The organism is Allobosea caraganae, assembly GCF_003351345.1.
Lineage (GTDB): Bacteria > Pseudomonadota > Alphaproteobacteria > Rhizobiales > Beijerinckiaceae > Allobosea > Allobosea caraganae.
Genome location: NZ_QQTO01000019.1, coordinates 630,466 through 647,061, shown reverse-complemented (window position 1 = coordinate 647,061; position 16,596 = coordinate 630,466). Strand labels below are relative to the sequence as shown.

The 16,596-nt window shown below is 65.1% G+C and carries 11 protein-coding genes; all 11 read right to left on the bottom strand.

Going from position 1 to position 16,596, the window contains the following annotated elements; genetic code table 11:
* Window position 1 precedes the first annotated feature (1 nt).
* Window positions 2-310, bottom strand: a complete 309-nt coding sequence (locus DWF00_RS11255; RefSeq protein ID WP_114827649.1) for a 50S ribosomal protein L23 — start codon at window positions 308-310, stop codon at window positions 2-4.
* Window positions 307-927, bottom strand: a complete 621-nt coding sequence (rplD, locus tag DWF00_RS11250; protein ID WP_114827648.1) for a 50S ribosomal protein L4 — start codon at window positions 925-927, stop codon at window positions 307-309. The genes DWF00_RS11255 and rplD overlap by 4 nt, the downstream gene beginning before the upstream one ends.
* Window positions 927-1,652 (bottom strand): 50S ribosomal protein L3, encoded by a 726-nt coding sequence (gene rplC / locus DWF00_RS11245; protein WP_114827647.1) that lies wholly within the window; start codon window positions 1,650-1,652, stop codon window positions 927-929. The genes rplD and rplC overlap by 1 nt, the downstream gene beginning before the upstream one ends.
* 68 nt (window positions 1,653-1,720) lie before the next feature.
* Complete coding sequence (rpsJ, locus tag DWF00_RS11240) at window positions 1,721-2,029, bottom strand: 30S ribosomal protein S10 (RefSeq protein ID WP_043237115.1); 309 nt, start codon at window positions 2,027-2,029, stop codon at window positions 1,721-1,723.
* 67 nt (window positions 2,030-2,096) lie between these two features.
* Window positions 2,097-3,287, bottom strand: a complete 1,191-nt coding sequence (gene tuf, locus DWF00_RS11235) for an elongation factor Tu (RefSeq protein ID WP_114827635.1) — start codon at window positions 3,285-3,287, stop codon at window positions 2,097-2,099.
* A 55-nt stretch (window positions 3,288-3,342) separates the two neighbouring features.
* The gene (gene fusA, locus DWF00_RS11230; protein ID WP_114827646.1) at window positions 3,343-5,418 is read right to left on the bottom strand and encodes an elongation factor G; all 2,076 of its coding nucleotides are present in this window, start codon (window positions 5,416-5,418) and stop codon (window positions 3,343-3,345) included.
* 36 nt (window positions 5,419-5,454) lie between these two features.
* Window positions 5,455-5,925: a 30S ribosomal protein S7 gene (gene rpsG, locus DWF00_RS11225; protein WP_114827645.1), complete on the bottom strand. Its 471-nt coding sequence runs from the start codon at window positions 5,923-5,925 to the stop codon at window positions 5,455-5,457.
* A gap of 65 nt (window positions 5,926-5,990) precedes the next feature.
* Window positions 5,991-6,362, bottom strand: a complete 372-nt coding sequence (gene rpsL, locus DWF00_RS11220; protein WP_038358286.1) for a 30S ribosomal protein S12 — start codon at window positions 6,360-6,362, stop codon at window positions 5,991-5,993.
* 383 nt (window positions 6,363-6,745) lie between these two features.
* Window positions 6,746-7,798 carry a helix-turn-helix transcriptional regulator gene (locus DWF00_RS11215; RefSeq protein WP_114827644.1) on the bottom strand — a complete coding sequence of 351 codons (1,053 nt, stop codon included), beginning with the start codon at window positions 7,796-7,798 and terminating at the stop codon, window positions 6,746-6,748.
* Between the two features lie 292 nt (window positions 7,799-8,090).
* Entirely contained in the window at window positions 8,091-12,269 is a 4,179-nt protein-coding gene (gene rpoC, locus DWF00_RS11210; protein WP_114827643.1) for a DNA-directed RNA polymerase subunit beta', read from the bottom strand.
* Between the two features lie 116 nt (window positions 12,270-12,385).
* Entirely contained in the window at window positions 12,386-16,507 is a 4,122-nt protein-coding gene (rpoB, locus tag DWF00_RS11205; protein ID WP_114827642.1) for a DNA-directed RNA polymerase subunit beta, read from the bottom strand.
* Between the last annotated feature and the right edge of the window lie 89 nt (window positions 16,508-16,596).

The following is a 16,596-nucleotide window of genomic DNA, read 5'->3' as shown; positions in this document are numbered from 1 at the left end:
CTCAGAGGCCCGTGGTCACGTCGATCGAGTGACCTTCTTCGAGGGTCACGACGGCCTTCTTGACGTCCGAACGCTGGCCGAGCCGCCCCCGGAAGACCTTGACCTTGCCCTCGGTGACCAGCGTGTTGACGCTCTTCACCTTGACATCGAACAACTTCTCGATCGCCGCCTTGATCTGCGGCTTGGTCGCGGTCTTCGCGACCTTGAAGACGACCTTGTTGTGCTCGGAGAGCATGGTCGCCTTTTCGGTGATCACCGGGCCACGGATGACGTCGTAGTGGCGCGGATCCAGATTCTTGGACTGGCTCATTTGAAGCGCGCCTCCAGCGCATCGACAGCCGAGCGCGTCAGCACGAGCTTGTCGCGACGCAGGATGTCATAGACGTTGATGCCCTGGACCGGCAGGACGTCGACATTCGGGATCGAACGCGCGGCCAGGCCGAAATTCACATCGATCTCGGCGCCGCCGATCACCAGCGCGCTGGACAGGTCCAGCTTGCTGAAATGGCCGAGCAGCAGCTTGGTCTTCGGCTCGGAGAGCTTGGCGTCATCGATGATGATGATCTCCGCGCCCTTGGCCTTGGCCGAGAGGGCGTGGCGGAGCGCGAGCGCCCTCACCTTCTTCGGCAGGTCATGCGCATGGTCGCGCACGATCGGGCCGAAGGCCTTGCCGCCGCCGCGGAACTGCGGAGCCGAAGCTGCGCCGTGGCGAGCGCCGCCGGTGCCCTTCTGCTTGTAGATCTTCTTGCGGGTGCGATCGACTTCCGAGCGACCCTTCGACTTATGCGTGCCGGCGCGGCGCTTGGCGAGCTGGTAGCGCACCATGCGGGCCAGGATGTCGGCGCGCGGCTCGAGGCCGAAGATCGCGTCGGAGAGCTCGACCGAACCGGCCGAACCACCTTCGAGAGTGGTGATATCGAGTTTCATCACGCGTTCTCCTCAACCGTCTCGGCCGCAGGAGCCTGGCTGTCGCCGCCGGCGACCTTGAACTTGCCGGGAAGCGGCGCGTCCTTGGGGAGCGCGCGCTTGACGGCGTCGCGGACATGGATCCAGCCGCCGGCCGCGCCGGGAACGGCGCCCTCGACCAGGATCAGGCCACGGTCCACATCGGTCTGCACGACGCGCAGGTTCTGCGTGGTGACGCGCTCGACACCGAGATGACCCGGCATCTTCTTGTTCTTGAAGGTCTTGCCCGGGTCCTGACGGCCGCCGGTCGAACCGATCGAACGATGCGAGACCGAGACGCCGTGCGTGGCGCGCAGGCCGCCGAAGTTCCAGCGCTTCATGCCGCCGGCAAAACCCTTGCCGAGCGTCGTGCCGCTGACATCGACGAACTGGCCGACGACGAAGTGGTCCGCCGTCAGCTCGGCGCCGACCGGGATCAGCGCGTCATCGCTGACGCGGAACTCGACGATCTTGCGCTTGGGCTCGACCTTGGCGACGGCAAAATGGCCGCGCTCCGCCTTCGAGACGTTCTTGACCTTGGCCAAGCCCGACCCGAGCTGCACGGCGACATAGCCGTTCTTCTCGATCGTGCGATGCGCGACGACCTGGCAGTTGTCGAGCTTCAGCACGGTGACCGGGATATGTTCGCCGGCATCGGTGAAGATGCGGGTCATCCCGACTTTCTGTGCAATCACACCGGAACGCATCGGTGCATACCTTCCCTTGGGGTCATGTCCATCCGGAAAACCCGGAAACAGAGGACCCGGCTAATGGATCAGAGCTTGATTTCGACGTCGACGCCGGCGGCGAGATCAAGCTTCATGAGGGCGTCGACCGTCTGCGGGGTCGGGTCGACGATGTCGAGAACCCGCTTGTGGGTCCGCATTTCGAACTGCTCACGCGACTTCTTGTCGATATGGGGCGAGCGGTTGACCGTGAACTTCTCGATGAGCGTCGGCAGCGGGATCGGTCCGCGAACCTGAGCGCCTGTCCGCTTGGCGGTCGACACGATCTCGCGCGTCGAAGCGTCGAGAATGCGATGGTCGAACGCCTTGAGGCGGATCCTGATATTCTGACCGTTCATGGTCTGGTTCTCTCCGTGACGTGAAAAGGCAAAAGCCCAGAAGGGCCTTCGCCCTCACGAAAACGCGTTACGCGATAATCGAGGCGACGACGCCGGCGCCGACGGTTCGGCCGCCTTCGCGGATGGCGAAGCGCAGCTTCTCCTCCATCGCGATCGGCACGATCAGGTGCACTTCCATCGTGATGTTGTCGCCGGGCATCACCATCTCGGTGCCCTCGGGCAGGTGCACCACGCCGGTCACGTCCGTCGTGCGGAAGTAGAACTGCGGACGGTAGTTCGTGAAGAACGGCGTGTGGCGACCGCCCTCCTCCTTCGTCAGGATGTACGCCTCGGCCTTGAACTTCGTGTGCGGCTTCACCGAGCCCGGCTTGCACAGGATCTGCCCGCGCTCGACGTCCTCGCGCTTCGTGCCGCGCAGCAGCGCGCCGATGTTGTCGCCCGCCTGGCCCTGGTCGAGCAGCTTGCGGAACATCTCGACGCCGGTCACGGTCGTCTTCACCGTGTCCTTCAGGCCGACGATCTCGATCTCCTCGCCGACCTTGACGATGCCGCGCTCGACGCGGCCGGTCACCACCGTGCCGCGGCCCGAGATCGAGAACACGTCCTCGACCGGCATCAGGAACGGCAGGTCCAGCGGGCGCGCCGGCTGCGGGATGTAGTCGTCCACCGTCTTCATCAGCGCGATCACCGCGTCATGGCCGATCGCCTTGTCGCCGCCGTCCAGCGCGACCTTGGCCGAGCCCTTGGTGATCGGGATGTCGTCGCCCGGGAAGTCGTACTTCGACAGGAGCTCGCGGATCTCCATCTCGACCAGCTCGAGCAGCTCCGCGTCGTCGACCAGGTCGACCTTGTTCATGAACACCACCAGCGCCGGCACGCCGACCTGGCGCGCCAGCAGGATGTGCTCGCGCGTCTGCGGCATCGGGCCGTCGGCGGCCGACACAACCAGGATCGCGCCGTCCATCTGCGCCGCGCCCGTGATCATGTTCTTCACGTAGTCCGCGTGGCCGGGGCAGTCGACGTGCGCGTAGTGACGCGCCGCGGTCTCGTACTCCACGTGCGCCGTCGAGATCGTGATCCCGCGCGCCTTCTCCTCCGGCGCCTTGTCGATCTGGTCATACGCCGTGTACGACGCCCCGCCAGACTCAGCCAGGACCTTCGTGATCGCTGCCGTCAAAGACGTCTTGCCATGGTCAACGTGACCAATCGTCCCGATGTTGCAATGCGGCTTCGTCCGAGCAAACTTCTCTTTGGCCATCGTAGCCTCCGTCCGTCAAATCTTGTTCAAGTGTTCGGTTTAAGGTTCTGTCAGATCAGGCGTATTTGGCCTGGACCTCGGCGGCGACCGCCGACGGAACCTGCTCATAGTGGTCGAACTGCATCGTGTAGTTGGCGCGGCCCTGGCTGAACGAGCGCAGCTGGTTGACGTAGCCGAACATGTTGGCGAGCGGGACCATGGCGTTGACCACCACGGCGTTGCCGCGCATGTCCTGGCCCTGGATCTGGCCACGACGCGAGTTCAGGTCGCCGATGACCGAACCGGTATAGTCTTCCGGGGTCACAACCTCGACCTTCATGATCGGCTCGAGCAGCACCGAGCCACCCTTTTGCAAACCTTCGCGCAAGGCGGCGCGCGAGGCGATTTCGAAGGCGAGCGCCGACGAGTCGACCTCGTGGAAGGCGCCGTCGATCAGCGTGACCTTGACGTCCACCACCGGGAAGCCGGCGATCACGCCGGAGCCGATGACCGAGTTGAGGCCCTTTTCGACGCCGGGGATGTATTCCTTCGGAACCGTGCCGCCAACGACCTTCGATTCGAACTCGAAGCCCTTGCCGGTCTCGTTCGGCTCGATCACCAGCTTGACGCGGGCGAACTGGCCGGTACCGCCGGTCTGCTTCTTGTGGGTGTAGTCGATCTCGGCCTTCTTGGTGATCGTCTCGCGATAGGCGACCTGGGGCGCGCCGATATTGGCGTCGACCTTGTAGGTGCGGCGCAGGATGTCGACCTTGATGTCGAGATGCAGCTCGCCCATGCCCTTCAGGATGGTCTGGCCGCTCTCCTGGTCGGTCGAGACGCGGAACGAGGGATCCTCGTTGGCGAGCTTCGACAGGGCGAGGCCCAGCTTCTCCTGGTCGGCCTTGGACTTCGGCTCGATCGCGATCGTGATGACCGGCTCGGGGAACTCCATCCGCTCCAGGATCACCGCATGCACGGGATCGCACAGCGTGTCGCCGGTGCGGACGTCCTTGAGGCCGGCCAGGGCGACGATGTCGCCGGCGAAGGCCTCCTTGATGTCCTCGCGGTTGTTCGCATGCATCAGCAGCATGCGGCCGACGCGCTCTTTCTTGTCGCGGGTCGAGTTGATCACGCCCGCGCCCGTCTCGACCTTGCCGGAATAGACGCGGCAGAAGGTGATCGTGCCGACGAACGGGTCGTCCATGATCTTGAAGGCGAGCATGGAGAAGGGATCCTCGTCCGTCGGGTGACGAACGGTCTCTTCCTCGGTCTTGAAGTCGATGCCCTTGATCTCGCCGCGATCGACGGGCGAAGGCAGGAAGTCGACGACGGCGTCGAGCAGGGGCTGCACGCCCTTGTTCTTGAAGGCCGAGCCGCACAGGACCGGGTGGAAGGCGCGACGCTGCACGGCGGTGCGAACCAGCCGGCGCAGGGTCTCGGCATCCGGCTCGGTGCCTTCGAGATAGGCTTCCATCGCCGCATCGTCCATCTCGACGGCGGCTTCGACCAGCTTGTTGCGGTATTCGGCGGCCTTGTCGGCGAGGTCGGCCGGGATGTCCTTCTCTTCGAAGGACGCGCCCAGCGCTTCGCCGTTCCAGACGATCGCCTTCATCTTGATCAGGTCGATGACGCCGGCGAAATCCGACTCGGCGCCGATCGGGATCTGCAGGCAGACGGGCTTGCCGGCGACGCGGTCGATGATGTCCTGGACGCAGCGATAGAAATCGGCGCCGATCTTGTCCATCTTGTTGACGAACACGACGCGCGGAACGTCGTACTTGTCGGCCTGGCGCCAGACGGTCTCGGTCTGGGGCTCGACGCCCTGGTTGCCGTCGAGCACGCAGACGGCACCGTCGAGCACGCGCAGCGAACGCTCGACTTCGATGGTGAAGTCGACGTGGCCGGGGGTGTCGATGATGTTCAGGCGATGCTCGCGCCACAGGCAGGTCGTCGCGGCGGACGTGATCGTGATGCCGCGCTCCTGCTCCTGGGCCATCCAGTCCATGGTGGCCGCGCCGTCATGGACTTCGCCGATCTTATGCGACTTGCCGGTATAGAACAGGATGCGCTCGGTCGTCGTCGTCTTGCCCGCATCAATGTGGGCCATGATGCCGAAGTTACGATAACGGTCGATGGGATGAGTGCGTGCCATGGGAGAGCGCTCTGTCTTTCAGGTCTTGACGAACGGTTACCAGCGATAATGCGAGAAGGCGCGGTTGGCTTCCGCCATCCGGTGCGTGTCTTCGCGCTTCTTCACGGCGTTTCCACGGTTATTGGCCGCATCCATCAGCTCCGAGGAGAGACGCTCGACCATGGTCTTGTCGTTGCGGCCGCGAGCGGCCGTGATCAGCCAGCGGATCGCCAGCGCCTGACGGCGCTCGGTGCGAACCTCGACCGGAACCTGGTAGGTCGCGCCGCCGACGCGCCGCGAACGGACCTCGATGGCCGGCGCGACGTTCTCGAGCGCGCTCTTGAAGACGGAGAGCGGGTCGCTCTTCATCTTGCCCTCGATGATGTCGAAGGCACCGTAGACGATGCGCTCGGCAGTCGACTTCTTGCCTTCGTACATCACGGAATTCATGAACTTCGTGACGATGATGTCACCGAACTTCGGGTCCGGGATGACTTCACGTTTTTCGGCACTGTGGCGGCGGGACATCGTCTAGTCTCCGGTCAAATCTTTAAAGCTGCGAACCGCCCGGCAGCCGGGCGGTCGGGCAGGAATTACTTCGGACGCTTGGCGCCGTACTTCGAACGGCGCTGCTTGCGGTTCTTGACGCCCTGGGTGTCGAGCACGCCGCGCAGGATGTGGTAGCGCACGCCGGGCAAGTCCTTGACGCGGCCGCCACGGATCATGACCACCGAGTGCTCCTGAAGGTTGTGGCCTTCACCCGGGATGTAGCCGATGACCTCGAAGCCGTTGGTCAGGCGCACCTTGGCGACCTTACGCAGAGCCGAGTTCGGCTTCTTCGGCGTCGTCGTGTAGACGCGCGTGCAGACGCCGCGCTTCTGCGGGCAGGATTCAAGCGCCGGGGCGGTGTTGCGCGCCTTGACGGGCGAGCGCGGCTTGCGGATCAGCTGGCTGATTGTCGGCATTCTGGCCTCTCGCTCCACTGAGCGTTTGGAAAATCTCTTGGTCTCGCCCCAAGCCGATCGAAGCCATGCCACAAACGAAGCCGCGCCATCGGCACTCCGCTAGGGTGCCTCAGGCGCGTTCGCCAAGCAGAGGAACACGGGACAGGCCCGCATTCATGCATCTTGCCATGTCGTCAATCGACGCAGGAATTACGACGGAGTTTCGGTCGCGAAATTCGCTCGCTACAAGGCAAGCGACAAACGTGTCCGACAACCGTCGACAGTGGCGCGCTTATGACTCAGCCAGGGATTCGCGTCAACCCCGAATCCGCAGGGCCTTACGCAGTTCTTAACGACGGGCCGAAAGCGCGGCCCCGGAGCCGCCCGTCCGGACGTCCCCTGCCCTACCTCAGCGAGAGCTTGGTCAGAAGCGCGGTCAGCTCGCTCTGCCGGGAGACGCCGACCTTGGCGAAGACGCGCTTCAGGGTGGTGCGCGCCGTCTCCTCCGAGATGCCGAGCGCCAGCGAGGCATTGCGCGGCGCGAGCCCCGCGCCGATCAGCGCCGCGATCCTGGCCTCGGCCAGGGTCAGGCCGAACAGGTCCCGGACCAGGGCCGGATCGGCCGGCTCGCCCGGCTGGGCGCTGGTGACGACAGCGATGGCGCTGACGTCGATCAGCAGGTTCTCGACGCCGCCGCCGGGCACGGCCCGCACCGGCAGGATATGGACGGCGAGGAAGCCGCCTAGCTCCTGGCCCGGGATGAGCACGCGCTGCGGTGGCGCGCTCAAGGTTGCGGCATCGTCCAGGCTCGCCCGCGCGATTGCGGCGCGCAGGGCCTCCTGGCAGGACGCGACCCGCGCTGTCAGCCGCCCCTGTGCGACCAGGAGGCCGTCGCCGCTGATCTGCTCGGCGGCGGGATTGGCGAAGATCACCCGCCCGACCGCGTCGAGCAGGAAGACGCCGACGCCGAGCCGGGCCAGCACGTCGGTCAAGGCCTGCTGCGACGCCTCGGCGTTGATCAGCCGGACGCCGAGCCTGAGCGCGTTCTCGACATGGCGGCCGAGCCTGGCGATGACCGCGAGCTCGTCGTCGGAGAATGACGGCTTGTCCTGCGAGCGCTGCACCGAGAGCGCGGCCGCGACATGCGGGTCCGGCGAGATGCTGACCGCGCCGAACCACTTCAGGCCATGGCCGCGCAGGAACTGCGCATAGAAAGGCAGCGTCTCGATCTCCTCGGGCGTCGCGATGTCGCGCTCGGTAATGGCATCGGTGCTGGCGAAGAAGCCGCGCGGCACCGAGCGCGAGAAGCGGATATCGTGCCGCCACCATTCGTCCCGGTCGTATTCGAGCCGGGCCGCGTCGAGCGCGGGCGAACCGATCGTCCCGTAGCTGCCGTCATCGCGCTGATAGATCAGGATCGCGCCGACGTCGCCAAGGCAGTCGGCAATCGTTTGCAAAGCCTGTGGCCAGCGAGACGGGGTGGCTGCAGCCGAGTAAATTGCTTCTACGGCAGATGCGAAGGCCTGCTCGTCCACGTTTCTCTGCCCCGCCCCCCGGCGATCTTGCCTCAGATATATACAAAGGTCGGGCCGTTCGAAAGCCGCCCGGCCTCCATCTCGGGTTGTATCAACCGGTCGCTGCGGACAAACATCATCGCCGCGCGCGAAAGAGACCTGCCGCCGCATGAAAAAGGCCGCCCGAAGGCGGCCTTTTGCAATCGGTCGTGCCGGCGACCGGCCGGCGTTCGGCTTACTCTGCCGCGGGCAGAACCGCGGCGGCAGCGGCCCTGGCGGCGGCGTCCGCCTTCTGGCCGACGATGAGATCGTCGCGACGCAGCGCCACCTGCTTGATGCGGGCGACCTGGGCGCCGGTGCCGGCCGGGATGAGCGAGCCGACGATGACGTTCTCCTTGAGGCCCTCGAGCGTGTCGTACTTGCCGTTGACCGCCGCCTCGGTGAGGACGCGGGTGGTCTCCTGGAACGACGCGGCCGAGATGAACGAGCGCGTCTGCAAGCTCGCCTTGGTGATGCCGAGCAGGACCGGAACGCCGGAGGCCGGCTTCTTGCCCTCTTCGCGCATCTTGGCGTTGACCTCTTCCAGCTCGATGCGGTCGATCTGGTCGCCGGTCAGGATGTCGGTGTCGCCCGACTCCGTGATCTCGACCTTCTGCAGCATCTGCCGGACGATGACCTCGATGTGCTTGTCGTTGATGCCCACGCCCTGGAGGCGATAGACCTCCTGGATCTCGTTGACGAGATAGGCCGCGAGCTCTTCGACGCCCTTGATCGCCAGGATATCGTGCGGGGCCGGGTTGCCGTCGAGGATGTAGTCGCCCATCTCGACGACGTCGCCGTCCTGGAGGTGGATGTGCTTGCCCTTCGGGATCAGGTACTCAAGCCCCTCCGACCCGTCATGCGGGGTCAGCGTGACGCGGCGCTTGTTCTTGTAGTCCTTGCCGAAGCCGATGACGCCGGCCTTCTCCGCGATGATCGCCGCATCCTTCGGACGACGCGCCTCGAACAGCTCCGCCACCCGCGGCAGACCGCCGGTGATGTCGCGGGTCTTGGCCGAGTCGGTCGAGACGCGCGCCAGCACGTCGCCGGCCTTGGTCACCTGGCCCGGCTCCATCGAGATGATGCCGTCGACGGGCAGGATGTAGCGGGCTTCGCCACCACGGGCGAGCTTCACGATCTTGCCGTCGGGGCCATGCACCGTGATCGCCGGACGCAGGTCCGAGGTACGGGCCGAACCGCGCCAGTCGATGACGACGCGCTTGGAGATGCCGGTCGCCTCGTCGGTCGTCTCGGTGATCGACATGCCATCGACGAGATCCTCGTAGCCGACCTTGCCGTCGACTTCCGCCAGGATCGGGCGGGAATAGGGATCCCACTCGATCAGGCGCTGGCCGCGCTTGACCTTGTCGCCCTCGTCGACCCGCAGCTTCGAGCCGAACTGGACGCGGTGCACGGCGCGCTCCGCCCCGTCCGGACCGACGATCACGATGGCGATGTTGCGCGCCATGGCGATGAGGTCGCCGTCCGAGTTGCGGGCGACGTTGCGGTTGCGCATCTTCACCGTGCCCTCGAAATTGGACTCGACGAAGGACTGGTCCGCGATCGTGGCGGCGCCGCCGATGTGGAAGGTGCGCATGGTAAGCTGCGTACCCGGCTCGCCGATCGACTGCGCCGCGATGACGCCGACCGCCTCGCCCATGTTGACGGGCGTGCCGCGGGCGAGATCGCGCCCGTAGCAGGTGGCGCAGACGCCGTTCTTGGTCTCGCAGGTCAGCACCGAGCGGATCTTCACCTCCTGGACACCGGCGGCGTTGATCTTCTCGATATGGCTCTCCTCGATCATCGTGCCCTTCGGCACGAGGATGTTGCCATCGATATCCGTCACGTCCTCAGCCGCCGAGCGGCCGAGGATGCGGATGCCGAGCGAGGCCACGACCTGGCCGGCATCGATGATGGCGCGCATCTTGATGCCGTTATCCGAGCCGCAATCGACCTCGGAGATGATCGCGTCCTGCGCCACGTCGACGAGACGACGGGTGAGATAACCCGAGTTCGCCGTCTTGAGCGCGGTGTCGGCCAAGCCCTTGCGGGCGCCGTGGGTCGAGTTGAAGTACTCGAGCACGTCGAGGCCTTCCTTGAAGTTCGAGATGATCGGCGACTCGATGATCTCGCCCGACGGCTTGGCCATCAGGCCGCGCATGGCGGCGAGCTGCTTCATCTGGGCTGGCGAGCCGCGGGCACCCGAGTGGCTCATCATGTAGATCGAGTTAATCGGCTTATCGCGGCCGTTCTCGTCCTTCTTCACGGTCGAGATGCGGGCCATCATCTCCTGGGCGAGCTTGTCGGAGCACTTCGCCCAGGCGTCGACGACCTTGTTGTACTTCTCGCCCTGGGTGATCAGGCCGTCCTGGTACTGCTGCTCGTAGTCCTTGGCGAGCGCGCGGGTGGTGTCGACGATCTCCCACTTGTTCTCCGGCACGACCATGTCGTCCTTGCCGAAGGAGATGCCGGCCTTGAACGCATGGCTGAAGCCGAGCGCCATGATCCGGTCGCAGAAGATCACCGATTCCTTCTGACCGCAGCCGCGATAGACGGCGTCGATCATCCCGGAGATTTCCTTCTTGGTCATCAGGCGGTTGCTGACGTCGAAGGCCATGTTCGGGTGCTTGGGCAGCGCGGTCGAGAGGATCACGCGGCCAGGCGTCGTGTCGTAGATCTTCGTGTACGGCTGGCCATCGGCGCCGACGCCGGTCCAGCGGTACCTGATCTTGGAGTGCAGCGTCACGACCTTCTCGTGCAGCGCATATTCGAGCTCGCCGAAATCGCCGAAGACCTTGCCCTGGCCGGGCTCGCCGTCGGAGATGATCGAGAGGTAGTACAGGCCGAGCACGATGTCCTGCGACGGCACGATGATCGGCAGGCCGTTCGCCGGGTGCAGGATGTTGTTGGTCGACATCATCAGCACGCGCGCTTCCAGCTGCGCCTCGAGCGACAGCGGGACGTGCACGGCCATCTGGTCGCCGTCGAAGTCGGCGTTGAACGCAGCGCAAACCAGCGGGTGCAGCTGGATCGCCTTGCCCTCGATCAGCACCGGCTCGAAGGCCTGGATGCCCAGCCTGTGCAGGGTCGGCGCGCGGTTCAGCATCACCGGATGCTCGCGGATGACCTCGTCCAGGATGTCCCAGACCTCCGGCTTCTCCTTCTCGACGAGCTTCTTGGCCTGCTTGACCGTGGTCGAGTAGCCCTTGGCGTCAAGCCGCGCGTAGATGAACGGCTTGAACAGCTCGAGCGCCATCTTCTTCGGCAGGCCGCACTGGTGCAGCTTCATCTCCGGGCCGACGACGATGACCGAGCGGCCCGAGTAGTCGACGCGCTTGCCGAGCAGGTTCTGGCGGAAGCGGCCCTGCTTGCCCTTCAGCATGTCGGCGAGCGACTTCAGCGGGCGCTTGTTGGCGCCCGTGATGACGCGGCCGCGGCGGCCGTTGTCGAACAGCGCATCGACCGATTCCTGCAGCATCCGCTTCTCGTTGCGGATGATGATGTCGGGCGCGCGCAGCTCGATCAGCCGCTTCAGGCGGTTGTTGCGGTTGATAACGCGGCGATAGAGATCGTTCAGGTCCGAGGTCGCGAAGCGGCCGCCATCGAGCGGCACGAGCGGGCGCAGGTCCGGCGGGATGACCGGGACGATGGTCATGACCATCCATTCCGGCTTGTTGCCCGATTCCTGGAACGCCTCGATGATCTTGAGGCGCTTCATCAGCTTCTTCGGCTTCAGCTCCGAGGTCGTCGTGGCGATCTCGTGCTTCAGGTCCATGTTGATCTTGTCGAGGTCGAGCGCGCGCAGCATCTCGCGGATCGCCTCGGCGCCGATCATCGCCGTGAACGTGTCAGCGCCGTACTCTTCCTGGCAGCGGACATATTCCTCCTCGGAGAGGAGTTGGCGGTCCTTCAGCGGGGTCAGGCCCGGCTCGATGACCACGTACGACTCGAAATAGAGCACGCGCTCGAGATCCTTGAGCGGCATGTCCATCAAGAGGCCGATGCGCGAGGGCAGCGACTTCAGGAACCAGATATGGGCGACCGGAGCGGCGAGCTCGATATGGCCCATGCGCTCGCGCCGGACGCGCGCGAGCGTCACTTCCACGCCGCACTTCTCGCAGATGACGCCCTTGAACTTCATGCGCTTGTACTTGCCGCACAGGCACTCGTAGTCCTTGATCGGCCCGAAGATGCGGGCGCAGAACAGGCCGTCGCGCTCGGGCTTGAACGTGCGGTAGTTGATGGTCTCAGGCTTCTTGATCTCGCCATAGGACCAGGACAGGATCTTTTCCGGGCTCGCGATCGAGATGCGGATAGCGTCGAAGCCTTGCGGCGCCGGCTGCTGCCCGAAAAGATTCATGACCTCTTGCTTCATCGCCTGTCTCCTGCCGCCGGCGGGGGTCTCAGACCGCCCTGCCCGGCTTTCATGCGATAGGCCGGCGGCGTGAGTGTCGCCGGCATGCTGTTCTTCAAAACGCGATTACGCGCTGATCACTCGGCGGCTTCGGCCGGCGGCAACTCGCCCGGCTTCGGCTTGTTGTTGATCAGCTCGACATTGAGGCCGAGCGAACGCATTTCCTTGACGAGCACGTTGAAGCTCTCGGGAATGCCGGCCTCGAAATTGTCTTCGCCGCGCACGATCGACTCGTAGACCTTGGTACGGCCGGCCACGTCGTCCGACTTCACGGTCAGCATCTCCTGCAGCGTGTAGGCGGCGCCATAGGCTTCGAGCGCCCAGACCTCCATCTCGCCGAAGCGCTGGCCGCCGAACTGCGCCTTGCCGCCCAGCGGCTGCTGGGTGACGAGCGAGTACGGGCCGATCGAACGGGCGTGGATCTTGTCGTCGACCAAGTGGTGCAGCTTCAGCATGTAGATGTAGCCGACCGTGACCTTGCGGTCGAAGGGCTCACCCGTGCGTCCGTCGTACAGCGTGACCTGGCCCGACTTGTTCAGGCCCGCCTGCTCGAGCAGGTGCTCGATGTCGGACTCCTTCGCGCCGTTGAAGACCGGGGTCGCGATCGGCACGCCGCGGCGCAGGTTCTGGCCCATCTCGACCAGCTCCTCGTCGTCCATCGAGGCCACGATCTCGTTGTCGCCGTAGACGGCATCGAACGAGGCCCGCAGCGCCACGGAGTCATGCGCCTTCTTGTAGGCGTCGAGCGCCTTGGCGATCTGCTTGCCGAGACCGGCGGCAGCCCAGCCCAGATGCGTCTCCAGGATCTGGCCGACGTTCATGCGCGAGGGCACGCCGAGCGGGTTGAGCACGATGTCGGCATGGGTGCCGTCCTCGAGGAACGGCATGTCCTCGGCCGCAACGATGCGCGAGACCACGCCCTTGTTGCCGTGCCGGCCGGCCATCTTGTCGCCCGGCTGGATCTTGCGCTTCACCGCGACGAAGACCTTGACCATCTTCATCACGCCAGGCGGCAGCTCGTCGCCGCGCTGCAGCTTCTCGACCTTGTCGAGGAAGCGCTGCTCGAGGCGCTTCTTCGACTCGTCGTACTGCTTCCGCATCGCCTCGATCTCGGTCATCAGGGCGTCGTCGCCAACGGCGAACAGCCACCACTGCGACCGCGGGAACTCGCTCATGCCCTCGCGGGTGATGACCGTGTCCTTCTTGAAGCCCTTCGGGCCGGCGAGGCCGGTCTTGCCGGAGAGAATCTCGGCCAGGCGCGCGAAGGTGTTGCGGTCCAGGATCGCCTGCTCGTCGTCGCGGTCCTTGGCGAGACGCTCGATCTCCTCGCGCTCGATCGCCTGGGCGCGCTCGTCCTTGTCGACGCCGTGGCGGTTGAACACGCGCACCTCGACGATCGTGCCCTGGACGCCGGGCGGCACCCGCAGCGAGGTGTCGCGGACGTCCGAGGCCTTCTCGCCGAAGATGGCGCGCAGCAGCTTCTCTTCCGGCGTCATCGGGCTCTCGCCCTTCGGCGTGATCTTGCCGACGAGGATGTCGCCCGCAGCCACTTCGGCGCCGATATAGACGATGCCGGCTTCGTCGAGGTTCTTCAGCGCCTCTTCCGAGACGTTCGGAATGTCGCGCGTGATCTCCTCGGGACCCAGCTTGGTGTCGCGGGCCATGACCTCGAATTCCTCGATATGGATCGAGGTGAAGATGTCGTCCGAGACGATCTTCTCCGAGAGCAGGATCGAGTCCTCGAAGTTGTAGCCGTTCCACGGCATGAACGCGACGAGCACGTTGCGGCCGAGCGCGAGCTCGCCGAACTCCGTCGACGGGCCGTCGGCGACGATGTCGCCCTTCTTGATGACGTCGCCGACGCGCACCAGCGGGCGCTGCGTGATGCAGGTCGACTGGTTGGAGCGCTGGAACTTCTGCAGCCGGTAGATGTCGACGCCCGGCTTGGTCGGGTCCATCTCGTCGGAAGCGCGGATGACGATACGGGTCGCGTCGACCTGGTCGACCACGCCGCCGCGCCGGGCCGCGATGGCGGCGCCCGAATCACGGGCGACGACCGCTTCCATGCCGGTGCCGACGAAGGGCGCGTCGGCGCGAACCAGCGGCACCGCCTGGCGCTGCATGTTCGAGCCCATCAGCGCGCGGTTGGCGTCGTCGTTCTCGAGGAACGGGATCAGGGCCGCGGCGACCGAAACGAGCTGCTTCGGCGACACGTCCTGGAAGTCGACCTTGTCGACCGGCGTGACGATGACTTCACCGGCGCGGCGGCAGACGATCAGGTCGTCGGTCAGGCGGCCTTCCGCGTCGACGGCGGCGTTGGCCTGGGCGACGTTGTACTTCGCCTCCTCCATCGCCGAGAGGTAGATGATCTCATCGGTCTGCTTGCCGTCGCGGATGCGGCGGTAGGGGCTCTCGATGAAGCCGTACTTGTTCACCCGCGCAAAGGTGGCGAGCGAGTTGATCAGGCCGATATTCGGGCCTTCCGGCGTCTCGATCGGGCAGATGCGACCGTAATGCGTCGGGTGCACGTCGCGCACCTCGAAGCCGGCGCGCTCGCGGGTCAGGCCACCCGGGCCAAGCGCCGAAAGGCGGCGCTTGTGAGTGACTTCCGAGAGCGGGTTCGTCTGGTCCATGAACTGCGAGAGCTGCGACGAGCCGAAGAACTCGCGCACGGCCGCAGCCGCCGGCTTGGCGTTGATCAGGTCCTGCGGCATCACGGTGTCGATGTCGACCGACGACATGCGCTCCTTGATGGCGCGCTCCATGCGCAGCAGGCCGAGACGGTACTGGTTCTCCATGAGCTCGCCGACCGAGCGCACCCGGCGGTTGCCGAGATGGTCGATGTCGTCGATCTCGCCCTTGCCGTCGCGCAGGTCGACCAGCGCCTTGACGACGGCGAAGATGTCCTCCTTGCGCAGGATGCGCACGGTGTCCTCGGCGTCGAGGTCGAGGCGCATGTTCATCTTGACGCGGCCGACGGCCGAGAGGTCGTAGCGCTCCGGATCGAAGAACAGCGACTGGAACATGTTCTCGGCGGTCTCGAGCGTCGGCGGCTCGCCCGGACGCATCACGCGGTAGATGTCGAACAGCGCCTCTTCACGGCGCGAGTTCTTGTCCACGTTGAGCGTGTTGCGGATGTAGGGGCCGACCGTGATGTGGTCGATGTCGAGCACCGGGATCTCGTCGAAGCCGGCATCGGTGAGGAGCTTGAGCGACTTCTCGCTGATCTCCTCGCCGGCCTCGGCGAAGACTTCGCCGGTCGCCGGATTGACCAGGTCCTCGGCGATGTACTGGGTGTAGAGGTCCTCGTCCGTGGCGCGGAGGAACTTCAGGCCCTTCTCGGCGAGCTGGCGGGCGGTGCGGGCGACGAGCTTCTTGCCGGCCTCGACCACGACCTCGCCGGTATCGGCGTCGATCAGGTCGACGGTCGCCTTGAAGCCCTTCATGCGCTCGGCGTCGTAGGGAACGCGCCAGCCCTTCCCATCGCGCACATAGGCGATGTGATTGTAGAACCGGTTCAGGATCTCCTCGCCGTCCATGCCGAGCGCGAACAGCAGCGACGTGACCGGGATCTTACGCTTGCGGTCGATGCGGGCGTAGACGATGTCCTTGGCGTCGAACTCGATGTCGAGCCAGGAGCCGCGGTACGGGATGATGCGCGCGGCGAAGAGCAGCTTGCCCGAGGAATGGGTCTTGCCCTTGTCGTGGTCGAAGAACACGCCGGGCGAACGGTGCATCTGCGAGACGATGACGCGCTCGGTGCCGTTGACGATGAAGGTGCCGTTATCGGTCATGAGCGGCATGTCGCCCATGTAGACATCCTGCTCCTTGATGTCCTTGACCGACTTGGCCTGGGTGTCGGGATCGATATCGAACACGATCAGGCGCAGCGTCACCTTGAGCGGCGCCGAGAAGGTCATTCCGCGCTGGCGGCACTCGTCGACGTCGTATTTCGGTGGCTCGAAGGTGTACTTCACGAACTCGAGCAGCGAGGCGCCCGAGAAATCGCCGATCGGGAAGACCGAGCGGAAGACGGACTGCAGGCCTTCGTCGCCGCGGCCGCCCTTCGGCTCCTCGACCATCAGGAATTGATCGTACGACGCCTTCTGAACCTCGATGAGGTTCGGCATCTGCGCGACTTCCTTGAGTTTTCCGAAGAACTTGCGGACGCGCCTGCGGCCCTGGAGCGAATTGACCATGTTGTTCCTCGCAATCTCCAGAGCATGATGCCGAAAAGTGGAAACCACTATTCGGGAGACATCATGCTCCAACCCACGGTTTGGAGGCG

Bases quoted from the DNA above. Each gene is read 5' to 3' on its own strand.
- fusA (WP_114827646.1), bottom strand. From the start codon at position 5,418: ATGGCACGCACTCATCCCATCGACCGTTATCGTAACTTCGGCATCATG.
- rpsJ (WP_043237115.1), bottom strand. From the start codon at position 2,029: ATGAACGGTCAGAATATCAGGATCCGCCTCAAGGCGTTCGACCATCGC.
- rpoC (WP_114827643.1), bottom strand. From the start codon at position 12,269: ATGAAGCAAGAGGTCATGAATCTTTTCGGGCAGCAGCCGGCGCCGCAA.
- rpoB (WP_114827642.1), bottom strand. From the start codon at position 16,507: ATGGTCAATTCGCTCCAGGGCCGCAGGCGCGTCCGCAAGTTCTTCGGA.
- tuf (WP_114827635.1), bottom strand. From the start codon at position 3,287: ATGGCCAAAGAGAAGTTTGCTCGGACGAAGCCGCATTGCAACATCGGG.
- rplC (WP_114827647.1), bottom strand. From the start codon at position 1,652: ATGCGTTCCGGTGTGATTGCACAGAAAGTCGGGATGACCCGCATCTTC.
- DWF00_RS11255 (WP_114827649.1), bottom strand. From the start codon at position 310: ATGAGCCAGTCCAAGAATCTGGATCCGCGCCACTACGACGTCATCCGT.
- rplD (WP_114827648.1), bottom strand. From the start codon at position 927: ATGAAACTCGATATCACCACTCTCGAAGGTGGTTCGGCCGGTTCGGTC.
- rpsG (WP_114827645.1), bottom strand. From the start codon at position 5,925: ATGTCCCGCCGCCACAGTGCCGAAAAACGTGAAGTCATCCCGGACCCG.
- rpsL (WP_038358286.1), bottom strand. From the start codon at position 6,362: ATGCCGACAATCAGCCAGCTGATCCGCAAGCCGCGCTCGCCCGTCAAG.